The sequence below is a fragment of the Streptomyces sp. XH2 genome, from assembly GCF_049725035.1.
In the GTDB taxonomy this organism is placed as follows: Bacteria; Actinomycetota; Actinomycetes; order Streptomycetales; family Streptomycetaceae; genus Streptomyces; species Streptomyces roseoverticillatus.
In genome coordinates, this window is sequence record NZ_JBMMMZ010000015.1 from 51,743 (window position 1) to 68,041 (window position 16,299).

15 protein-coding genes are annotated in these 16,299 nt (G+C 72.1%); 7 read left to right on the top strand and 8 right to left on the bottom strand.

Annotation, left to right across the window (positions count from 1 at the left end; all coding sequences use genetic code 11):
• Positions 1-27: 27 nt before the first annotated feature.
• Positions 28-912: a serine hydrolase domain-containing protein gene (locus ACOTKD_RS29060; protein WP_424891956.1), complete on the top strand. Its 885-nt coding sequence runs from the start codon at positions 28-30 to the stop codon at positions 910-912.
• On the opposite strand, the gene ACOTKD_RS29065 is transcribed toward ACOTKD_RS29060, so the two are convergent.
• A complete protein-coding gene (locus tag ACOTKD_RS29065; protein ID WP_424891957.1) occupies positions 909-1,685 on the bottom strand; it encodes an SDR family oxidoreductase in 777 nt (258 codons plus the stop codon). The two genes, ACOTKD_RS29060 and ACOTKD_RS29065, sit on opposite strands and share 4 nt — an antisense overlap.
• 112 nt (positions 1,686-1,797) lie before the next feature.
• Here ACOTKD_RS29065 and ACOTKD_RS29070 point away from each other — a divergent pair, with 112 nt between their 5' ends.
• Positions 1,798-2,682: a sigma-70 family RNA polymerase sigma factor gene (locus ACOTKD_RS29070; RefSeq protein ID WP_424891958.1), complete on the top strand. Its 885-nt coding sequence runs from the start codon at positions 1,798-1,800 to the stop codon at positions 2,680-2,682.
• Positions 2,683-3,051: 369 nt separating this feature from the next.
• On the opposite strand, the gene ACOTKD_RS29075 is transcribed toward ACOTKD_RS29070, so the two are convergent.
• Together ACOTKD_RS29075 and ACOTKD_RS29080 are read right to left on the bottom strand one after the other, a co-directional pair.
• Complete coding sequence (locus ACOTKD_RS29075) at positions 3,052-3,354, bottom strand: DUF397 domain-containing protein (RefSeq protein WP_424891959.1); 303 nt, start codon at positions 3,352-3,354, stop codon at positions 3,052-3,054.
• Positions 3,272-4,141, bottom strand: a complete 870-nt coding sequence (locus tag ACOTKD_RS29080; protein ID WP_424891960.1) for a helix-turn-helix domain-containing protein — start codon at positions 4,139-4,141, stop codon at positions 3,272-3,274. The genes ACOTKD_RS29075 and ACOTKD_RS29080 overlap by 83 nt, the downstream gene beginning before the upstream one ends.
• Positions 4,142-4,403: 262 nt before the next feature.
• On the opposite strand from ACOTKD_RS29080, the gene ACOTKD_RS29085 reads away from it, so the two are divergent.
• Positions 4,404-4,754 carry a DUF6415 family natural product biosynthesis protein gene (locus ACOTKD_RS29085; protein ID WP_424891961.1) on the top strand — a complete coding sequence of 117 codons (351 nt, stop codon included), beginning with the start codon at positions 4,404-4,406 and terminating at the stop codon, positions 4,752-4,754.
• A gap of 246 nt (positions 4,755-5,000) precedes the next feature.
• Here ACOTKD_RS29085 and ACOTKD_RS29090 read toward each other — a convergent pair whose 3' ends face one another.
• Together ACOTKD_RS29090 and ACOTKD_RS29095 are read right to left on the bottom strand one after the other, a co-directional pair.
• On the bottom strand, positions 5,001-5,504 hold the full coding sequence (locus ACOTKD_RS29090) for a DUF7507 domain-containing protein (RefSeq protein ID WP_424891962.1): 504 nt from the start codon (positions 5,502-5,504) through the stop codon (positions 5,001-5,003).
• 103 nt (positions 5,505-5,607) lie between these two features.
• Positions 5,608-7,152, bottom strand: a complete 1,545-nt coding sequence (locus tag ACOTKD_RS29095) for a CehA/McbA family metallohydrolase (RefSeq protein WP_424891963.1) — start codon at positions 7,150-7,152, stop codon at positions 5,608-5,610.
• Between the two features lie 206 nt (positions 7,153-7,358).
• On the opposite strand from ACOTKD_RS29095, the gene ACOTKD_RS29100 reads away from it, so the two are divergent.
• The 4 genes from ACOTKD_RS29100 (at position 7,359) to ACOTKD_RS29115 (ending at position 13,509) form a co-directional block, all read left to right on the top strand.
• Positions 7,359-8,219 carry a TIGR03619 family F420-dependent LLM class oxidoreductase gene (locus ACOTKD_RS29100; RefSeq protein WP_424891964.1) on the top strand — a complete coding sequence of 287 codons (861 nt, stop codon included), beginning with the start codon at positions 7,359-7,361 and terminating at the stop codon, positions 8,217-8,219.
• Between the two features lie 169 nt (positions 8,220-8,388).
• Entirely contained in the window at positions 8,389-10,983 is a 2,595-nt protein-coding gene (locus tag ACOTKD_RS29105) for a bifunctional FO biosynthesis protein CofGH (protein ID WP_424891965.1), read from the top strand.
• 140 nt (positions 10,984-11,123) lie between these two features.
• Positions 11,124-12,359, top strand: coding sequence for a hypothetical protein (locus ACOTKD_RS29110; protein ID WP_424891966.1), 1,236 nt, complete (start codon positions 11,124-11,126; stop codon positions 12,357-12,359).
• 40 nt (positions 12,360-12,399) lie between these two features.
• Positions 12,400-13,509, top strand: coding sequence for an ADP-ribosylglycohydrolase family protein (locus tag ACOTKD_RS29115; RefSeq protein ID WP_424891967.1), 1,110 nt, complete (start codon positions 12,400-12,402; stop codon positions 13,507-13,509).
• Between the two features lie 181 nt (positions 13,510-13,690).
• Here the strand turns inward: ACOTKD_RS29115 and ACOTKD_RS29120 are convergent, their stop codons facing one another.
• From ACOTKD_RS29120 to ACOTKD_RS29130, 3 genes are all read right to left on the bottom strand, one after another.
• On the bottom strand, positions 13,691-13,894 hold the full coding sequence (locus ACOTKD_RS29120) for a DUF397 domain-containing protein (RefSeq protein WP_120756656.1): 204 nt from the start codon (positions 13,892-13,894) through the stop codon (positions 13,691-13,693).
• A 190-nt stretch (positions 13,895-14,084) separates the two neighbouring features.
• Complete coding sequence (locus tag ACOTKD_RS29125) at positions 14,085-14,948, bottom strand: helix-turn-helix domain-containing protein (protein ID WP_356289373.1); 864 nt, start codon at positions 14,946-14,948, stop codon at positions 14,085-14,087.
• Positions 14,949-15,337: 389 nt separating this feature from the next.
• On the bottom strand, positions 15,338-16,114 hold the full coding sequence (locus tag ACOTKD_RS29130; protein ID WP_424891968.1) for a GOLPH3/VPS74 family protein: 777 nt from the start codon (positions 16,112-16,114) through the stop codon (positions 15,338-15,340).
• Positions 16,115-16,299: the final 185 nt, after the last annotated feature.

The following is a 16,299-nucleotide window of genomic DNA, read 5'->3' on the forward strand; positions in this document are numbered from 1 at the left end:
CTGCCCCTTCCGCCAGGATAGGACGCCATGGACTTCTCTGCGCCTTCGTGCGTCCTGGGCAGTGGCGGCCTCTGCGCGCCCCACACCGGCCGCGGCCACGACCCCGATGCCTTCGTCGAGATCGGCTCCCTGACGAAGGTGCTGACCGGGACGCTGCTGATGCGGCTGGCGGCGCGGGGCGTCGTCGCCGTGGACGATCCCGTGGAGCGGTGGCTCGCCACACCGGCGGGGACGGGCATCACGCTGCAGCAGCTCCAGCAGCACACCTCGGGTCTGCCCCGGTTGCCTCCCCTGCTGCCGGGGGCGCGGCGCTCGGACCCGTACCGGCCGTTCACCGACCAGGCGCTGCGGGAGCTCCTCACCGCCGGCCTGGGCGCGCTGGCGGTCGCTCCTCCCGGCGAGAAGGAGGAGTACTCCAACCTCGGGTACGCGGTGCTGGGCGCGGCGCTGTCGGCCGCGGCGGGCGCCCCGTACACGGACCTGCTGGCGGAGTGCGTACTGGACCCGCTGGGCGTACGGGACGAGGTCGCTCACCAGCCCCCGCAGGACCGCAGCCTGGTCCCGACCGGGCTCTTCGGCCGCCGGCTCCGGCCGTGGACGATGACCGGCGCGATCCTCCCCGCGGGCGGCTTGTGGGCGACCCCGCGGGCGGCGGCCCGCATCCTCGCCGGCCTGGTGGTGGACCGTGTGCTGGGAGAACCGGCCCCGGCATGGCAGCGGGCCGGCGAACTCGTCTGGCACAACGGCGCCACGCGCAACGCCTCGGTCTTCGCCGGCGCCTTCCCCGACGGCCGCTGGATCCTCGTCCACCGCCTGGGCGGTGCGGCGGCCGCGACGGACCGCATGGGCATCCAGCACTTGCGGGGGGAGCGGTGCGCCGCCGGCGGCGCCGGGCCACGGCCGGAGCGCTAGGCCACGGCCACGCGCTCGCTGAGGAAGTCCTCCCAGGTCCGCTGCCCGACCGAGGCGCCCTCCAGGGTCAGGTTCTCGCCCGCGCGGTACGCCCGGCCGACCTTTCCCGGCATCCGGACGGGCAGCTGCATCCGGTGCTTGCCGCGCGCCTGCAGATAGCCGCGGCTCAGGTCGCCCAGGCCGTACACCTTCGGGCCGGTGAGGTCGGGCACCAGGCCCGCCGGCCGGCCGAGGGCCAGTTCCACCAGACGCGCGGCGACGTCGCGCGCGTCGACCGGCTGCCAGCGGAGGCCGCCCGGGGCGGGCACCACCGGCAGCTTCGCCATCTTCTCCACCACCGTCAGGGCCAGGTCGTGGAACTGGGCGGCCCGCAGCGTCGTCCACGGAATCCCGGATTCCGAAATGGCCTGCTCCGCGCCCAGCTTGGCCCTGAAGTAGCCCAGCGGCAGCTTGTCCGCCCCGATGACCGAGATGTACACCAGATGCTCCACGCCGGCCCGCTGCGCTGCCGCCACCAGATGCCGCGTGGCCTCGTCGTCGCCCTTGGGGCCGCCCGCGAGGTGCAGGACGGTCCCGACGCCCTTGAGCGCGGCCTCGATTCCCTCGCCCTTGAGCAGGTCGGCGGCCACGTGCTCGATGCCCTCGGCAGGCTCGCCGCCGCGCCGGCTGAGCACCCGCACGGTGCGGCCCGCCTCCCGCAGGAGCGGCACGACGAGGCGGCCGAGCGTGCCCGTGCCACCGGTGACCAGAACGGGGGCGGTCTTCGCGGTCATCTCCACCATCTCCCATGCACCCGCCCGGGAGATGATCTCCCAGGTCTCTGCCTCTATGACCCGCTGCGAAGAAGGAATGTGACAGGTGGACGAAAAAACTTCCGAAGCTTCTGTGGCCACGCGCTTCGAGGAACACCGGCCCCGTCTGAGGGCCGTGGCCTACCGCATGCTCGGCTCCCTCGCCGAGGCCGACGACGCCGTCCAGGAGACCTGGCTGCGGCTGGACCGCACGGACGCCTCCGAGATCGACAACCTCGGCGGCTGGCTGACCACGGTGGTCGGGCGCATCTGCCTGAACCTGTTGCGTTCGCGGGAGCAGCGGCGCGAGGACCCCCTGGAGATACGGATCCCCGACCCCGTCATCAGCCGCGAGGAGGGCGCCGCCGGAGCCGACCCCGAGCAGGAGGCGCTGCTCGTCGACTCGGTCGGGCTGGCCCTGCTGGTCGTCCTGCAGTCGCTCGCCCCCGCCGAACGGCTCGCGTTCGTCCTGCACGACATGTTCCACGTGCCCTTCGACGACATCGCCCCGCTCATCGAGAAGACCCCGGCCGCGACGCGCCAGCTCGCCAGCCGCGCCCGCCGCCGCGTACAGGGGCAGGCCCCGGCGCCCGACCCCGACCTCGCCCGGCAGCGCGTCGCCGTCGACGCGTTCTTCGCGGCGGCGCGCGACGGCGACTTCGAGGCCCTCGTCTCCGTCCTCGACCCCGACGTCGTCCTGCGCTCCGACGGCGGCACGGCCCGCACCGGCCTCTCGGTCCTCATCCAGGGCGCACGGACGGTGGCCGCCCAGGCGACGTCCTGGGGCAAGCTGTCCCCGTTCGCCTATCCGGTGCTCATCAACGGCACGGCTGGTGTCGTGGTCGTCCCGCAGAAGCGGCCGGTGTCCGTCATGGCCTTCACCGTGGTGGAAGGGAGGATCACCACCATCGAGGTCCTGGCCGACCCGGAGCGGCTGGGGAAGCTGGATCTGACGGTGCTGGACGTGGACGACGTCTGAGGCCGGTGGGGGTGGGGCGGGTTGTGGTTGAGGCGTACGGCTGTCGTCCTCGGCGCGCTTGTACGCCGCGGAGGCCGGCCCGGCCGGTGGATTTCCGCGCCGGGAGGGCACCAGCCCCCACGATCCGCAGTCGGCCGCCCGGCCACGACGGTGGCGAGCCGAGCGAATGCGCCCACGACAGGCTCAGCCACCGCGCGGCAGCAGCCCGCTCCCCATCAGCTCAGGCTGATGGGGAGGTCTCCTCACGCAGCCGCATCCGTGACGGCAGGAGTACGGCGGCCGGCCGCCCACCGGGCGTCGGACACCCGACGGGGCCGAGCCCCTCTCCTCCGCTGCCGGCCTGTTCTGGCCTGAGCCCAGCGGCTGCGTTTATGCCGCCCAGCGGCCGGCTCTGACCTCGCGTATGAAGGACGACCACGCCGCGGACGGGGTGACGAATGCGGGGCCGTTGTGCTGTTTTGAGTCGCGCACAGCGACGGTATCGGGCAGTGCCGCGACGGAGACGCAGCTAGCCGGGCCGTTGTCGCCGCTGTAGGAGGACTTGAACCACGACATCTCTGCTGCCACTTCGAGGGCAGTGAGACGCGGTTTAGCGCTCATCGGTTTCCCTTCCCAGTTGATGCAGGAATTCGGCTGTCTTCGCTGGGGCAAGCGCTCCTTCTCGCAGCGCATCGAACTTCCGGGCGTGCTTCCAGACCTCGCGCGGCCGATCAGTGACGGTCATGACGGACGGTCCGTCCTCCATGACGACGGGTTCGAGACCGGAGTCAAACTCCAGAATGACGAAGTTCGCGCTCGCCCGGTACGTGGCGAGGTTCATCGGGAGGATCTGCACGGTCACGTGATCAAGCGCAGAAACCCGCGCGATTTCCTCGTACTGCTCACGCATGACGGCCGGGCTGCCGACCACGCGCCGAAGGGCCGCCTCATCGAGGATCACGCGTAGTTCGATCGGATCGCCTTCGAACACGACTTCCTTGCGCTTCATGCGGGCGATCACGCATTCCTCCACGAACTCGGTCGTCCTCTCCTCGACTGGCTTGGCCGTCGTGAACAGGGCTCGTGCGTAGCTCTCTGTCTGCAGGAGCCCGAAGACGAGCTGGGAGTGCCAGGCGCGCATCGTCCGGGCGTCGGACTCCAACCCCATGTACAGCGTCTGCCCTGACGGCATGAAGTTCTGATACGGCCTGTACCAGTCGGCGCTGAGCGAGTCCCGGTGGAGCGTCAGCAACTGGTCGAGGGCTCCGCGGTCCGTTACGCCGTACAGCTTGAGCAGGTCTTGCAGATCACGGACGCGCGGCAGCTGGTTCTGGCCGGACTCGACCCTGTTCAGTTTCGATTCAGAGCTCTCGATGGCTGCTGCGGCTTCCTTCACCGTGTACCCGTTCTTCTCGCGCAGGCGCTTGAGCTCCTTGCCCAGTTCCCTTCGTCGGAACGTCGGACCGCGTCGTGCTGCCACTTCTGAGGCCTCCTGTTGCTGTACCCGGCGACGCGCGCGTGTACCCCGCGGATGCGTCCGTGTTGGTCCTCGTCGAGCTTCTGTTGGGCCTGATTGCTCGCCTTGGCGGCAGTCTTCCAGCTCCTGTTGCCGCTCACGCAGCCCTTGTTGAGGTTTGGCATATGCCATTCTCGGCGCCATTTGGTGCCTGGCTTGCGGTTGAACTTGGTGCTGCGGGACCGTAGTTCAGCCAGCCCCCACCCGCTCGCAAGGGAGCCGACCCATGCCTCCATTCCCCCGCACCGCCCACACCGGCGGAGGCCTCACCTACGTCCTCCCGTCGGCCGGTGGGACCGGCATCGACGCGGTGATCCGCGCCGCCGTCGCCATGGACCGCTGGCTCCCCGCGCCCAGTCAGGTGGAGGCCATCACCCAGCGGCTCCGCGACCACATCGGTGAGGCGGTCTCCGCGCTGGAAGGGGACACGCGCGAGGAAGCCCTCGCCGCCGTGCGCGAGGCGCGGCACCGGGTCGGGCTGGGGCCCGGAGACGGGTACACGTCGGCGGTCACGTACGCCCGTGGGCTCGGGCTGGTGGCCAAGGAGCTCCGCGATCTGCGGCGGGGGCCGAGGTGAGGGGGCTCTGGGGGACTGCCCGTACGTGGTGGTGTCTGTACGGGCAGTTCTCCCGGCCCGTCCGCTTCCTCCGGCCGAGCCGGCGCCGGGCCCACGCCGCCATCCACGCGCGCTACGCGGACCCGGGCTTCCTGGACGCGTCCCTCCGCCGGCTCACCCTGCGCATCGAGGTGATCCCGCTGCCGCACACCGGCGGGCCGCCCGCGCTCACTCCCGCGCCGGGCTGTACCTGTAGCGGCGCGCCCGTCAGCGCGCCACAGGCATAGTCGTCCCGCAGGCCGGGTCCTCGCCGCCCGCCGGGCAGTTGTTGCCGGTCGTGCCGGACGTGACCCTGCTGGTCAGGCGGGAGTCACCCGACGGCCGGTCGTTCACCCGCGCCGAGTAGCTGATCGTGGCCTTGGCGCCCGAGGCCAGGTCGCCCTCCCACCGCAGTTCCGGGGACGAGAAGGACGCCCTGCCGGTATCGGCCGAGGCGGAGGCGGGGAGGATCGTCGCGTCGTCCGCCACGCCCGACAGGTCGTCGGTGATGGCCGCACCGCTGATCGCGGTGGTGCCGGTGTTCGTCACCGTCACGGTGTAGTGGACCGTGTCCCCGGGGCGGGCCGACGTCCGGTCGGTGGTCTCGGCGATTCTGATCGAGTTCGCCATGGTGTCGAAGGGTGCCGCCGGCACCATGGCCGCGCCGGTGATCACCCCCACGCCCACCAGGAAGGCGACGAGGGTCAGAACTCTGGGCAGACGGTCAGGCAAGACGGGTCCCCTCTCCCTGCACGCATTCAGTGGGGAGATGGCTTGCACCGGACCATGAGCGTTACCCGTAAACCGCCCCAACAGGTGAAAGAGCCCGCCCTCTTCAACGCTCGCCCAGGAACACCGGGTTCGTCATCGCCACCATCGGCCCCGGCACTCCCGACGCCCCGCCGTCCGCCACCGGGTGGCGCACCTCTGCCCGTACGTATGCCGCGTACGACGGCGTCGTGCGCCATTCGATCACCCCGCCTCCTCCCACCGCCGTCGTGAAGAGGGGGCCCTGGTCCGTGACGAACGTCGCCGTGCAGCGTTCCGGTACGCCCGAGACCTCCAGCCGGGCCGTCACCGGGGTGTCCCGCCCCACTTCCAGTCGTTCGCCGATGCCCGCATGCCGACCCCGTCCGCCCGTGACCTCGAAGGACAGCTTCACCGCCGACGACTCCGCGATCCAGCTCCGGCCCGCCCGGAGCCCCGCTTGCAGGGCTTGCCGTGAGAGGTCGTCCGCCAGGACCACCGTCTGGGGCAGGCCGACGACCTGGGGTTCCCGGTGGGCGTCGCTGTTGCCCATGGCGGGCAGCCAGCGACCGCCGTCGCGTACGGACGCGACCAGCATCGCGTCCCACGCCGCCACCGCGACCTCGTCGTCCGGGGTGTAGGGGCCGTTCCACACCTCCACCGCGTCCGCTTCCTCGAAGCCGTACTTCCAGTTGCAGCCGACACAGGTGCCGTAGGGATGGGCGGGGACGACGAGGCCGCCCGCCTGTCTGATCCGGCGCGCGAAGCGGCCGAACGCGCCGTCGCGGGCGCGGTAGCGCCAGTCGATGAAGGTGCCGGGGTCCGTGCCGAGGGCGACGACGTGGCCGTTGCGCGTGGTGACCTCCTCTCCCGTGAGGATGAGGAGGTCGTCGCCCCACAGGCCCTCCCAGGCCGCGTGCGCCGACGTCGTGTTGTGCTCGGTGGTCGTGATCCAGTCGAGCCCGGCGGCCCGGGCCGCGGCGGCGATCTCGGCGGGGGTGCGCTTGCCGTCGGAGTGGACGCTGTGCAGGTGGTTGTCGCCGCGGTACCAGGCCCGCCCGCGCCCTTTCGCCCGCTGCGGCGGATACACCGCCCGCGGGGGCGAACCGCCCGGAGTCCCAGCCGGAGCCCCGCCCGGCGTCCCGTACCGCAGCGTCACCGTCACCTCGTACGCCAGGCCCTGCGGCGCGACCGTGTACGGCCCCAGGACCACGTGCCACGTGCCGGGGCGGACCGGCCCCGGCAGATAGCCGGGCGTGGCCCGTTCCGTGCCGATGGCGAATTCGGTGCGGGCGCCCCCGGACCAGCCGCGGAAGCCGGCGCCGCCCAGCCCCGTGCCGCGTTCGTCGAAGATGCCGATGTCGCAGGCGTTGCCCTGTGTGCCGGCGGGCACGGCCGGCCGGTCGTACGTGTAGGCGACGGCGATCTCGTGCACGCCGGGGGGCACTTCCACGGGCAGGTACACGTAGTCGGGGGCTCCGGCCGGCAGCCGTCCGGAGACCGTGCGGGTCACCGCCGGCGCGCCGGGGCCGCTCGCGAAGGTCACGGTATCGAGCGTAGGCACGCCCGCCGCCCCCGCGACAGCCGTGGCCGTCGCCGTCCTGAGCAGGTCGCGCCGCCGGATGCGTCTCATCAGCGTCCTCCCTGTGCCATCGCGGAAGGTCCCTCGGGGGCACTGTTGTACGCCTCAGTGGCGCGCAGGGGTACGGGGCCGGTCCGTGATTGCGACATTTGCGTGGCGGTCAGCCCCGCCGGTCGGCGTGGCAGGACCGTTTGGGCTTACGGTGAGCCACAGTCCGGGCAGCTCACCCAGGATCGACGCCAAGGAGGTGCCGCCGCGTGCGGATCGCAACCACGGTCTTCCTCACCGACGAGACGATCAGCCCGGTCCGGCTCGCGAGCGAGCTGGAGCAGCGGGGCTTCGACGGGCTGTACCTGCCGCAGCACACGCACATCCCGGTCAGCCGGGAGACGCCCGCGCCGACGGGCGACCCGCTGCCGCCCGAGTACGGCCGGGCCCTCGACCCGCTGGTGGCGCTGGCGCAGGCCGCGGCGGTCACCGAGCGGATCGGGCTCGGGACGGGCGTCCTGCTGGTCGCCCAGCACGACCCGATCGCGCTGGCGAAGCAGATCGCGACGCTCGACTTCGTCAGCGGCGGGCGGCTCACGCTGGGCATCGGCTACGGCTGGAACGTGGAGGAGGCCGCCGACCACGGCGTCGACTGGAAGACGCGGCGGGATCTCGTACGCGACCGGATGGCGCTGATGCGGGCGCTGTGGGCGGAGGAACCGACGGGCTACCGCGGCGAGTTCGGCGCGGTCAGTGCGAGCTTCGCGCACCCGAAGCCGCTGCGGACGCCGCGCTCGCGCGGGGCAGACGTGCCGCACCTCGTGGGGCCGCGCACCCTGATCGGGGGAGCGGCCGGGCCGAAGCTGTTCGCGCACGTCGCGGAGTACGCGGACGGCTGGATGCCCGTGGGCGGCAGCGGCCTCAAGGAGGCGATCCCGCGGCTGCGCCGGGCCTGGCAGGAGGCCGGGCGGCCGGGCGAGCCGCAGGTCGTGCCGTACGCCGTGCACCCGTCGGCGGGGAAGCTCGCGTACTTCGCCGAGCTGGGGCTCGCCGAGGTTGTGGTGGGGTTGCCGTCGGCGGGGGAGGCGGAGATCCTGCGGGCGCTCGACGCCCACGCGGAGTTCCTGTAAACGCCGTGCCGGAGACCGGGCCGGACCTCGTGCCGGACCCCGGGGTCAAAGCCGGGCGCGCCGTGGCGGAATCCTTTCGGAGGCTGCCTCCGAGTGGCGTGACCAGTCGCACACGAACGACTACCCGGCCTCTTCCGGACGGCCCGTCACCCGCTCGTATGCTCGGACAATGAATTCCACCCCGCCGCTCCCGCAGGGACCCGCACCGACCGCCAACGCCATGCGTCGCGCGCTCAAACGCGCCCGGGACGGCGTGGCCCTGGACGTCGCCGAGTCCGCCGTGCTCCTCCAGGCCCGTGGCGCGGACCTGGACGACCTGTGCGCGTCCGCCGCCCGGGTGCGCGACGCGGGACTGGAAGCCGCCGGCCGTCCCGGCGTCATCACGTACTCGAAGAGCGTCTTCATCCCCCTCACCCGCCTCTGCCGGGACAAGTGCCACTACTGCACCTTCGCCACCGTCCCCGGCAAGCTGCGCCGCGCCGGCCACGGCATGTTCATGTCCCCGGACGAGGTCCTGGCCATCGCCCGCCGCGGCGCCGAACTCGGCTGCAAGGAAGCCCTCATCACGCTCGGCGACCGCCCCGAGGACCGCTGGCCCGAGGCCCGCGCATGGCTGGAGGCGGCGGGCTACGACGACACCATCGCCTACGTGCGCGCCATCTCCATCCGCATCCTGGAGGAGACCGGCCTGCTCCCGCACCTCAACCCGGGCGCCATGAGCTGGACGGACTTCCAGCGCCTCAAGCCCGTCTCCGCGTCGATGGGCATGATGCTGGAGACCACCGCCGAGCGGCTGTGGAGCGAGCCCGGCGGCCCGCACTACGGCTCCCCCGACAAGGAACCGGCCGTCCGGCTGCGCGTCCTGGAGGACGCCGGGCGCAGCTCCGTGCCGTTCACCAGCGGCCTGCTGATCGGCATCGGGGAGACGTACGAGGAGCGCGCCGAGTCGCTGTTCGCGCTGCGCCGCGTCTCCCGGGCCTATCACGGCATCCAGGAACTGATCATGCAGAACTTCCGCGCCAAGCCGGACACGGCGATGCGCGGCATGCCGGACGCCGAGCTGGACGACCTCGTCGCCACCGTCGCCGTCGCCCGGCACATCATGGGCCCCTCCGCGTGCCTCCAGGCCCCGCCGAACCTGGTGGCCGGCGAGTACGCGCGCCTCATCGGCGCGGGCATCGACGACTGGGGCGGCGTCTCGCCCGTCACTCCCGACCACGTCAACCCCGAGCGCCCCTGGCCGCAGATCGACGAGCTCGCCGAGCAGTCCGCCGCGGCCGGCTTCCGGCTGCAGGAACGACTCGCCGTCTACCCCGAGTTCGTGCGGCGCGGCGAGCCCTGGCTGGACCCGCGGGTGCTGCCGCACGTGCGCGCCCTGGCCGACCCGGAGACCGGGCTGGCGAACGAGCACGCCGAGGTCAAGGGCCTGCCCTGGCAGGAGCCGGAAGACGTCTTCGTCCCCTCCGGCCGTACGGAGCTGCACCGCGCCATCGACACCGAGGGCCGCACCGCCGACCGGCGCGACGACTTCGACGAGGTCTACGGGGACTGGGAGGCGCTGCGCGAGGCCGCCGCGCCCGGCATGGCGCCCGAGAAGATCGACGCGGACGTGCGCGAGGCGCTGCGGCAGGCCGCCGACGACCCCACCCGGCTGACCGACCCCCAGGCCCTCGCCCTCCTCCACGCCGACGGTCCCGCGCTCGACGCGCTCTGCCGCATCGCCGACGACCTGCGCCGGGACACGGTCGGCGACGACGTCACGTACATCGTCACGCGCAACATCAACTTCACCAACGTCTGCTACACCGGCTGCCGCTTCTGCGCCTTCGCCCAGCGGCGCACCGACGCCGACGCGTACACCCTGTCCCTGGAGCAGGTCGCCGACCGGGCCGCGCAGGCGTGGGACGTCGGCGCGGTCGAGGTCTGCATGCAGGGCGGCATCCACCCCGACCTGCCCGGCACGGCCTACTTCGACATCGCGCGGGCCGTGAAGGAGCGCGTGCCGGGCATGCACGTGCACGCCTTCTCGCCGATGGAGATCGTCAACGGCGCGACCCGCACGGGCCTGTCCGTACGGGAGTGGCTGGCCGCCGCGAAGGAAGCCGGGCTCGACACCATCCCCGGCACGGCCGCGGAGATCCTCGACGACGAGGTCCGCTGGGTCCTCACCAAGGGCAAGCTGCCCGCCGCCACCTGGATCGAGGTCGTCAGGACCGCGCACGAGCTCGGGATCCGGTCCTCGTCCACGATGATGTACGGGCACGTGGACCAGCCGCGGCACTGGCTCGGGCACTTCCGCCGGCTCGTCGAGATCCAGCGGGAGACGGGCGGCTTCACGGAGTTCGTCACGCTGCCGTTCATCCACACCAACGCGCCCGTGTACCTCGCGGGCATCTCGCGCCCCGGCCCCACCACGCGCGACAACCGGGCGGTCACGGCCATGGCCCGGCTGCTGCTCCACCCGCACATCACGAACATCCAGACGAGCTGGGTCAAGCTGGGCGCGGAGGGGGCGGCGGAGATGCTCCGCTCCGGTGCGAACGACCTCGGCGGGACGCTGATGGAGGAGACCATCTCGCGCATGGCGGGCTCCTCGTACGGGTCGTACCGGTCGGTCCGGGACCTGGTCGCGATCGCGGAGTCGGCCGGGCGGCCGGCACGGGCGCGGACGACGCTGTACGGGGAGGTGCCGGCGGAACGGATCGCCGCGGCGGCGGCGTCGGACGGGCATCTTCCGGAGTTGCTGCCGGTGCTGGACGACTAGCCGTCGGGTGGGGTGGGGCGCTTCGGCTCGGGGCGGTGCCCCGGGCCCCCGGTTTCCCGGGGCCTATGGCACGGCAATGTTGCCGTCTTGTCGAGATGCCTCTACACGACGGCAACCGACGGGCGTCTAGGGTGGCCCGCATGTCTTGGCCTCAGAATCCCCAGCAGCCCCACCAGCCTCCGCAGCCGCATCCGCCGCAGCCTCCGCAGCAGGGCGCACCGCAGGGCGGGGCGTGGGGTGGTCCGGAGGCCACTGCCGTCGACCAGCCCGCCGTCGTCCCGCCGCCCGGCGGGGTCCACGCGGCGCCCACCGCCTTCGCTCAGCCCGCCGTGACCCCGCCCGCCCCGGCCGCGCCCGCCCCGGCCGCGCCGAACGGTGCTGCCAACCCCCACGCCCAGGCGACCGTCTTCGCCCAGCCCGCCGTGCAGCCGCCGGGACCCGGCGGCGCGGGGGGCGTGGCGCCCCCGCCCCCGCCGCCGGGCGGCTGGACGAACCCCGCGCCGGCCCCGGCGCCCGCTCCCGCACCGCCGAGCGGCGGTGGCGGCGGTGGCAAGAACAAGACGCTGCTCGCCGTCGTCGGCGGCGTCGTGGCCCTCGCCGTCATCGGCGGCGGCGCGTTCTTCCTCCTCAAGGGCGGTGACGACAAGAAGGACGACAAGCAGAACGTCGCGGCCGGCGGCCTGCCCAAGCCCTCCGGCGACCCGGCACAGGGGCAGCAAGGGCAGCAGGGCCAGTCGCAGCAGCCCGGTGCCCCCGACGCCTCCGCCGGTGCCCCCGCCGCCCCGCCCGCCGGCTGGCAGACGCAGACGAGCAAGGAGCACAAGCTCCAGTACGACGTGCCCGGTGCCGGGGAGAAGTGGAAGGTCTTCCCCCAGGACACGATGCTCGCGTACACCGACGCGTCCGGTAAGCCGCAGATCTCGATGCGCGACACCGCCAACTACAGCGAGGGCGGCTGCGCTTCGTCCGCCAACCCGAACGCCGTCGGCGAGGCGGGCAAGGGCCAGCTCGCGACCGTCGGCACCACCGGCGGCGACGCGTCCCTGAGCATCCAGGAGAACGCCCGCAACTGGGCCGGGAACTGGGGCGTCTTCGCGTACGGCGGCCTGGGCAACAAGCCCAAGATCGAGGTCAGCGAGGCCAAGCCCTGGAAGCAGAACGGCATCGACGGCTGGACCGCGACCGCCAAGGTCAAGGTCCTCAACCGCCCGAGCCCCTGCGTGCCGCCCACCGCCATCGTCAAGAGCATCGTCACCAAGCTCCCCGACGGCAGCTTCAGCAGCTGGGTCATGTACGCCGACCAGGGCGTCTCCGGCGCGCTGCCGGAGTCCCGGATCGACGAGATCATGAAGACGGTCCGCCCGCTCAAGGGCTGAGGGCGGGACGGAAGGCAAGGAGACGAAGGGGCGGGACACCATGACCACCACCGCACTGTGGAGCCGGGCGCAGCAGCAGGACTTCCGCGCCCGCGTCCGCGGCTGCCTGCTCGGCGGGGCGATCGGTGACGCGCTCGGCGCGGGCATCGAGTTCCACTCGCTCGGCATGATCCGCGACAACCACGGGCCCGCCGGCGTCCGCGGCTACGTGCGGGCCTACGGGCGGCGCGGCGCGGTCACCGACGACACCCAGATGACGCTGTTCACCGTCGACGGCCTGATCCGCGCCGGGATCCGGCGCAGCACCGGCGACGGGAACGCGGCGGGGGACGTGCACCGCGCGTACCTGCGGTGGCGGGCCACCCAGCGCTACGAGGCCCCCGACCTGCGCGATCCCGGCCTCGGCCGGCTGGGCCGCCAGGAGTGGCTCTACTCGCAGCGGGCGCCGGGCAACGCCTGCCTGTCCGGGCTGGACGACGACCGGATGGGCACCCTCGCCGCCCCCAAGAACCGGGAGTCCAAGGGCTGCGGCACGGTGATGCGCTCGGCGCCGTTCGGCCTGCTGGTCGACCGGGAGCCGGCGCAGGTCTTCCACCTCGCCGCCGAGTGCGCCGCCCAGACGCACGGCCACCCCTCGGGCGTCCTGGCGGCGGCCGCCTTCGCGGCCGTCGTGCACGGGGTCGTCCGCGGCGGGACGCTGGAGAGCTCCGTCCACCAGGCGCTCGGCCTGCTGGCCGGGTGGTCGGGGCACGAGGAGACCACGGCGGCGCTGCGGCAGGCGCTCGACGCCGTACGCCAGGGCGCGCCGTCGGCCGAGCGGCTCGAAACGCTCGGTCAGGGCTGGGTGGCCGAAGAAGCCCTTGCCATGGGCGTGTACTGCGCGCTGGTCGCCGAGGACATCCGCCACGGGCTGCTGCTCGCCGTCAACCACAGCGGTGACTCCGACTCCACCGGTTCGCTCTGCGGCAACCTGCTGGGCGCGCTGCACGGCGAGACCGCGCTGCCGGCGGACCTGCTGGCCGAGCTGGAGGGACGGGCCGAAATCGCCGAAATCGCCGACGACTTCGCCATGGAGCTCACCCAGGGCGCGCACCTGCACGGCCCGGGCGCGGTCTCCACGGCGTGGACGGAGCGCTACCCCCTGGTGTAGCGGCACAACCACGCGGCGCACCACGGCAGTTGCGATCGCACAACCCGTACGGTCGTGTGCACCCGCGCACGCCCGCACACGACAGAACCCCCTCGGCCGGGACGACGGACCGGCCGAGGGGGTTCTGTGCGCACTGCTAGGGGTGATGAGGACGATGAAGACGCCGAATCGACTGGTCTCGTCAGAAGTCGTATGCGCGACGGGAAACGGTCGTCACAAACGCGGACCAGGTGGCCGGCGCGAAACCGAGAATCGGTCCCTGAGGGTCCTTGGAGTCACGGACCGCGATGGACTGGGGGAGGGGGGAGGCGACCTCCACGCAGTCGCCGTTGGCCAGCGAGTACGAGGACTTGCGCCACGTGGTGTTTCCCTGCTGGATGGCCATGATTGCTCCCATGCCTTGGTGAGTATGTGCCTTGATCAGAAACGCCGGTCGGAACGCCGGTTTCCCGAGGTGCGACCGACGTTACGCGCCAACATCACCTGATGAACGGCCCATTCACTCGACCGGATGGCATATTCGGGAACGCCCTTCCCGGGCGACTGGCAGAGGGTGTACCGTGCGGCGCCTTCCGTCAGGCCTCCGCCGCCCACTCCTCCGCGACCCGGTCGATGAACTGCCGGGAGTGCTCCGCGTTGAGGGCCTGCATTCGCAAATGTTCGTACATCACGCTGTACGTCTGCACGTCGTTCGGCTTCTCCAGGTAGAGATCACTGGTGATCCCCTCCAGATAGACCGTGCTCGCGTCCTGCGGGTCATTGAACTCCAGGATGGAGAACTTCCCGTACATGCCCGGGTGCGCGCCGACGTCATAAGGCAGCACCTGCACCGTGATGTGCGGTTCCAGGCTGAACTGCACGAGCTGCCGCATCTGTTCCGCCATGATCTCGCGGTTGCCCACGATCCGGCGCAGCGCCGACTCGTCGATGACGGCCCAAAGGCGCAGCGGATTCTCCGGATCGGTGATCCGCTCCTGCCTGCGCATCCGCACCTGCACGCGGCGCTCGATGTCGGCCGTCGTCGCCTCGGGCCAGGAACCCTCCGTCACGGCGCTCGCGTAATTGGGCGTCTGCAGCAGACCCGGTACGAGAGATGCCTCGTACACGCGCAGTGAGGCCGCGTCCGTTTCCAGGCCGATGTAGACGCTGTAGGGAATGTCGCCGAAGGCGTGCCACCAGCCCTGCTGACGCGACTCCTTGGCCATCTGCATCAGTGAATCGACAATCCGGTGGTCCTCGACCCCGTACACCCCGCAGAGATCGCGCACATCGCGCTGGCTGATGCTGCGGCGGCCGTTCTCCAGCCGGCTGATCTTCGACTGCGAGACGAGCAACCGCTCGGCGACCTCCTCGGCGGTCATGCCCTTGAGCTCGCGGAGCTTGCGCAGCTCCTGCCCCAAGCGGCGCCGCCTAACGGTGGGATTGACACTGGACGCCACGGGACGCACCTCCGGCTCCGTCATGCTGCTGTCTCCTGACCTCGCAGCCTGCCACCACATGCCGGGGCGGCGCTGGAAAATGCGACACAGAGTCCGCCTGCGGTGAACGGTTTGCCGGGGCCGGCCGCTACGGACCGTGCATCGTCCCGTGCATGTGCGCGGGGTGGCGGACCGGACCGCCGTCCCGGGCGGCCGGACCACCACCCCGCGCGATATCGCGGCTCCCGAACCGGGCCGGGGGACTGCTCTGCGGTCGGTCGAGCTCTGTGGGTGATGCGGATGCCGTGCGATGCGCCGTTGTGCGGTGCGCTGCCGTGCGGTCGAACCAGAGTGTTACGCAAACGTGCTGTGGTGCGTCGCGCTGTTCCCCAAGGGCACGTGCGGGGCCCTCACGAGGCGCCGGCGCGGGCCATCACGGGCGCCCCCTGGGACGCCTGCTGACCGGCCGCCGCTCCGCCGCGGACGGACGTCCGCCGCCCGGATCCGCCGCCGTGGCCGCCCGAGCCGGAACCGGCCGGAGCCGGGGCCCGCCGCGGCTGCGCCGCGACGCCGTTCTGCACGTCCATCACGGCGTGCGCCACGAGGCCGCCCATCGGGTCGTGCCGGATCAGATCCCGCAGCCGGGAGCGGGACGACCGCCCCTCGTTGCCCGGGTAGAGGTGCTTGCCGAGACCCACCGCGTGGGCCAGGGCGGCGAGCGCCGCGGTCCGCGGGTCCGGCGGGACGCCGGTGCGGATCGCGCTGTCCAGCCGGGCCCTGATCTCCCGGCTGATCGCGGTGTCCGTCGCCTGGTAGCGCGTCGTCGGCAGCACCCCGCACATCTGGCCCGCCACGGCATGCACCATGCCGCACCGCTCCAGGTGCGTGAGGTACGTCTGGCGCAGCCCCAGCCGGGGCCCGCCGATCCAGTGGACGGCGCGGACCGGACTGCCGCGGCGGCGCAGCAGTTCGAGCGCGGTGTCCAGCGTCGGATCTCCTGTCGGCCGCGGCATCACCACGGCGATACGATCCCCGTCTGGGGCTATCCGTCCAGCCAGAGCCAGCTCCACTAGCTGTGCCCCGGCGAGACCCAGGTCGAGCGACTGCGGCTGCGCCGTGGTTCCCGTGGCCGGGTCCAAAGCGAGCAGCAGAAGCTCCTCCGGAATTGTTCTGCGGCTCCTGCCCATCCATGCCTCCCCGCGTGGATGACTGACAGGGTGACCCCTCTCACATTGGTCTGTCGAGAGTGCGTGGTGGCTTCGGGTGGGAACCGGTAGGTATGTCGTCTCGTCTAGCACGACGGTGAGCCCGGTCCATCCCTTCTGGCGGTGCGGTTGCGCGGTGACGGGGCTGCGACACAGGACACTGGTAA

Coding starts and splice junctions, on each gene's coding strand:
- ACOTKD_RS29060 (WP_424891956.1), top strand. CDS start 28: ATGGACTTCTCTGCGCCTTCGTGCGTCCTGGGCAGTGGCGGCCTCTGC.
- ACOTKD_RS29065 (WP_424891957.1), bottom strand. CDS start 1,685: ATGACCGCGAAGACCGCCCCCGTTCTGGTCACCGGTGGCACGGGCACG.
- ACOTKD_RS29075 (WP_424891959.1), bottom strand. CDS start 3,354: ATGCGCTGCGAGAAGGAGCGCTTGCCCCAGCGAAGACAGCCGAATTCC.
- ACOTKD_RS29085 (WP_424891961.1), top strand. CDS start 4,404: ATGCCTCCATTCCCCCGCACCGCCCACACCGGCGGAGGCCTCACCTAC.
- ACOTKD_RS29095 (WP_424891963.1), bottom strand. CDS start 7,152: ATGAGACGCATCCGGCGGCGCGACCTGCTCAGGACGGCGACGGCCACG.
- ACOTKD_RS29105 (WP_424891965.1), top strand. CDS start 8,389: ATGAATTCCACCCCGCCGCTCCCGCAGGGACCCGCACCGACCGCCAAC.
- ACOTKD_RS29110 (WP_424891966.1), top strand. CDS start 11,124: ATGTCTTGGCCTCAGAATCCCCAGCAGCCCCACCAGCCTCCGCAGCCG.
- ACOTKD_RS29115 (WP_424891967.1), top strand. CDS start 12,400: ATGACCACCACCGCACTGTGGAGCCGGGCGCAGCAGCAGGACTTCCGC.
- ACOTKD_RS29120 (WP_120756656.1), bottom strand. CDS start 13,894: ATGGCCATCCAGCAGGGAAACACCACGTGGCGCAAGTCCTCGTACTCG.
- ACOTKD_RS29130 (WP_424891968.1), bottom strand. CDS start 16,114: ATGGGCAGGAGCCGCAGAACAATTCCGGAGGAGCTTCTGCTGCTCGCT.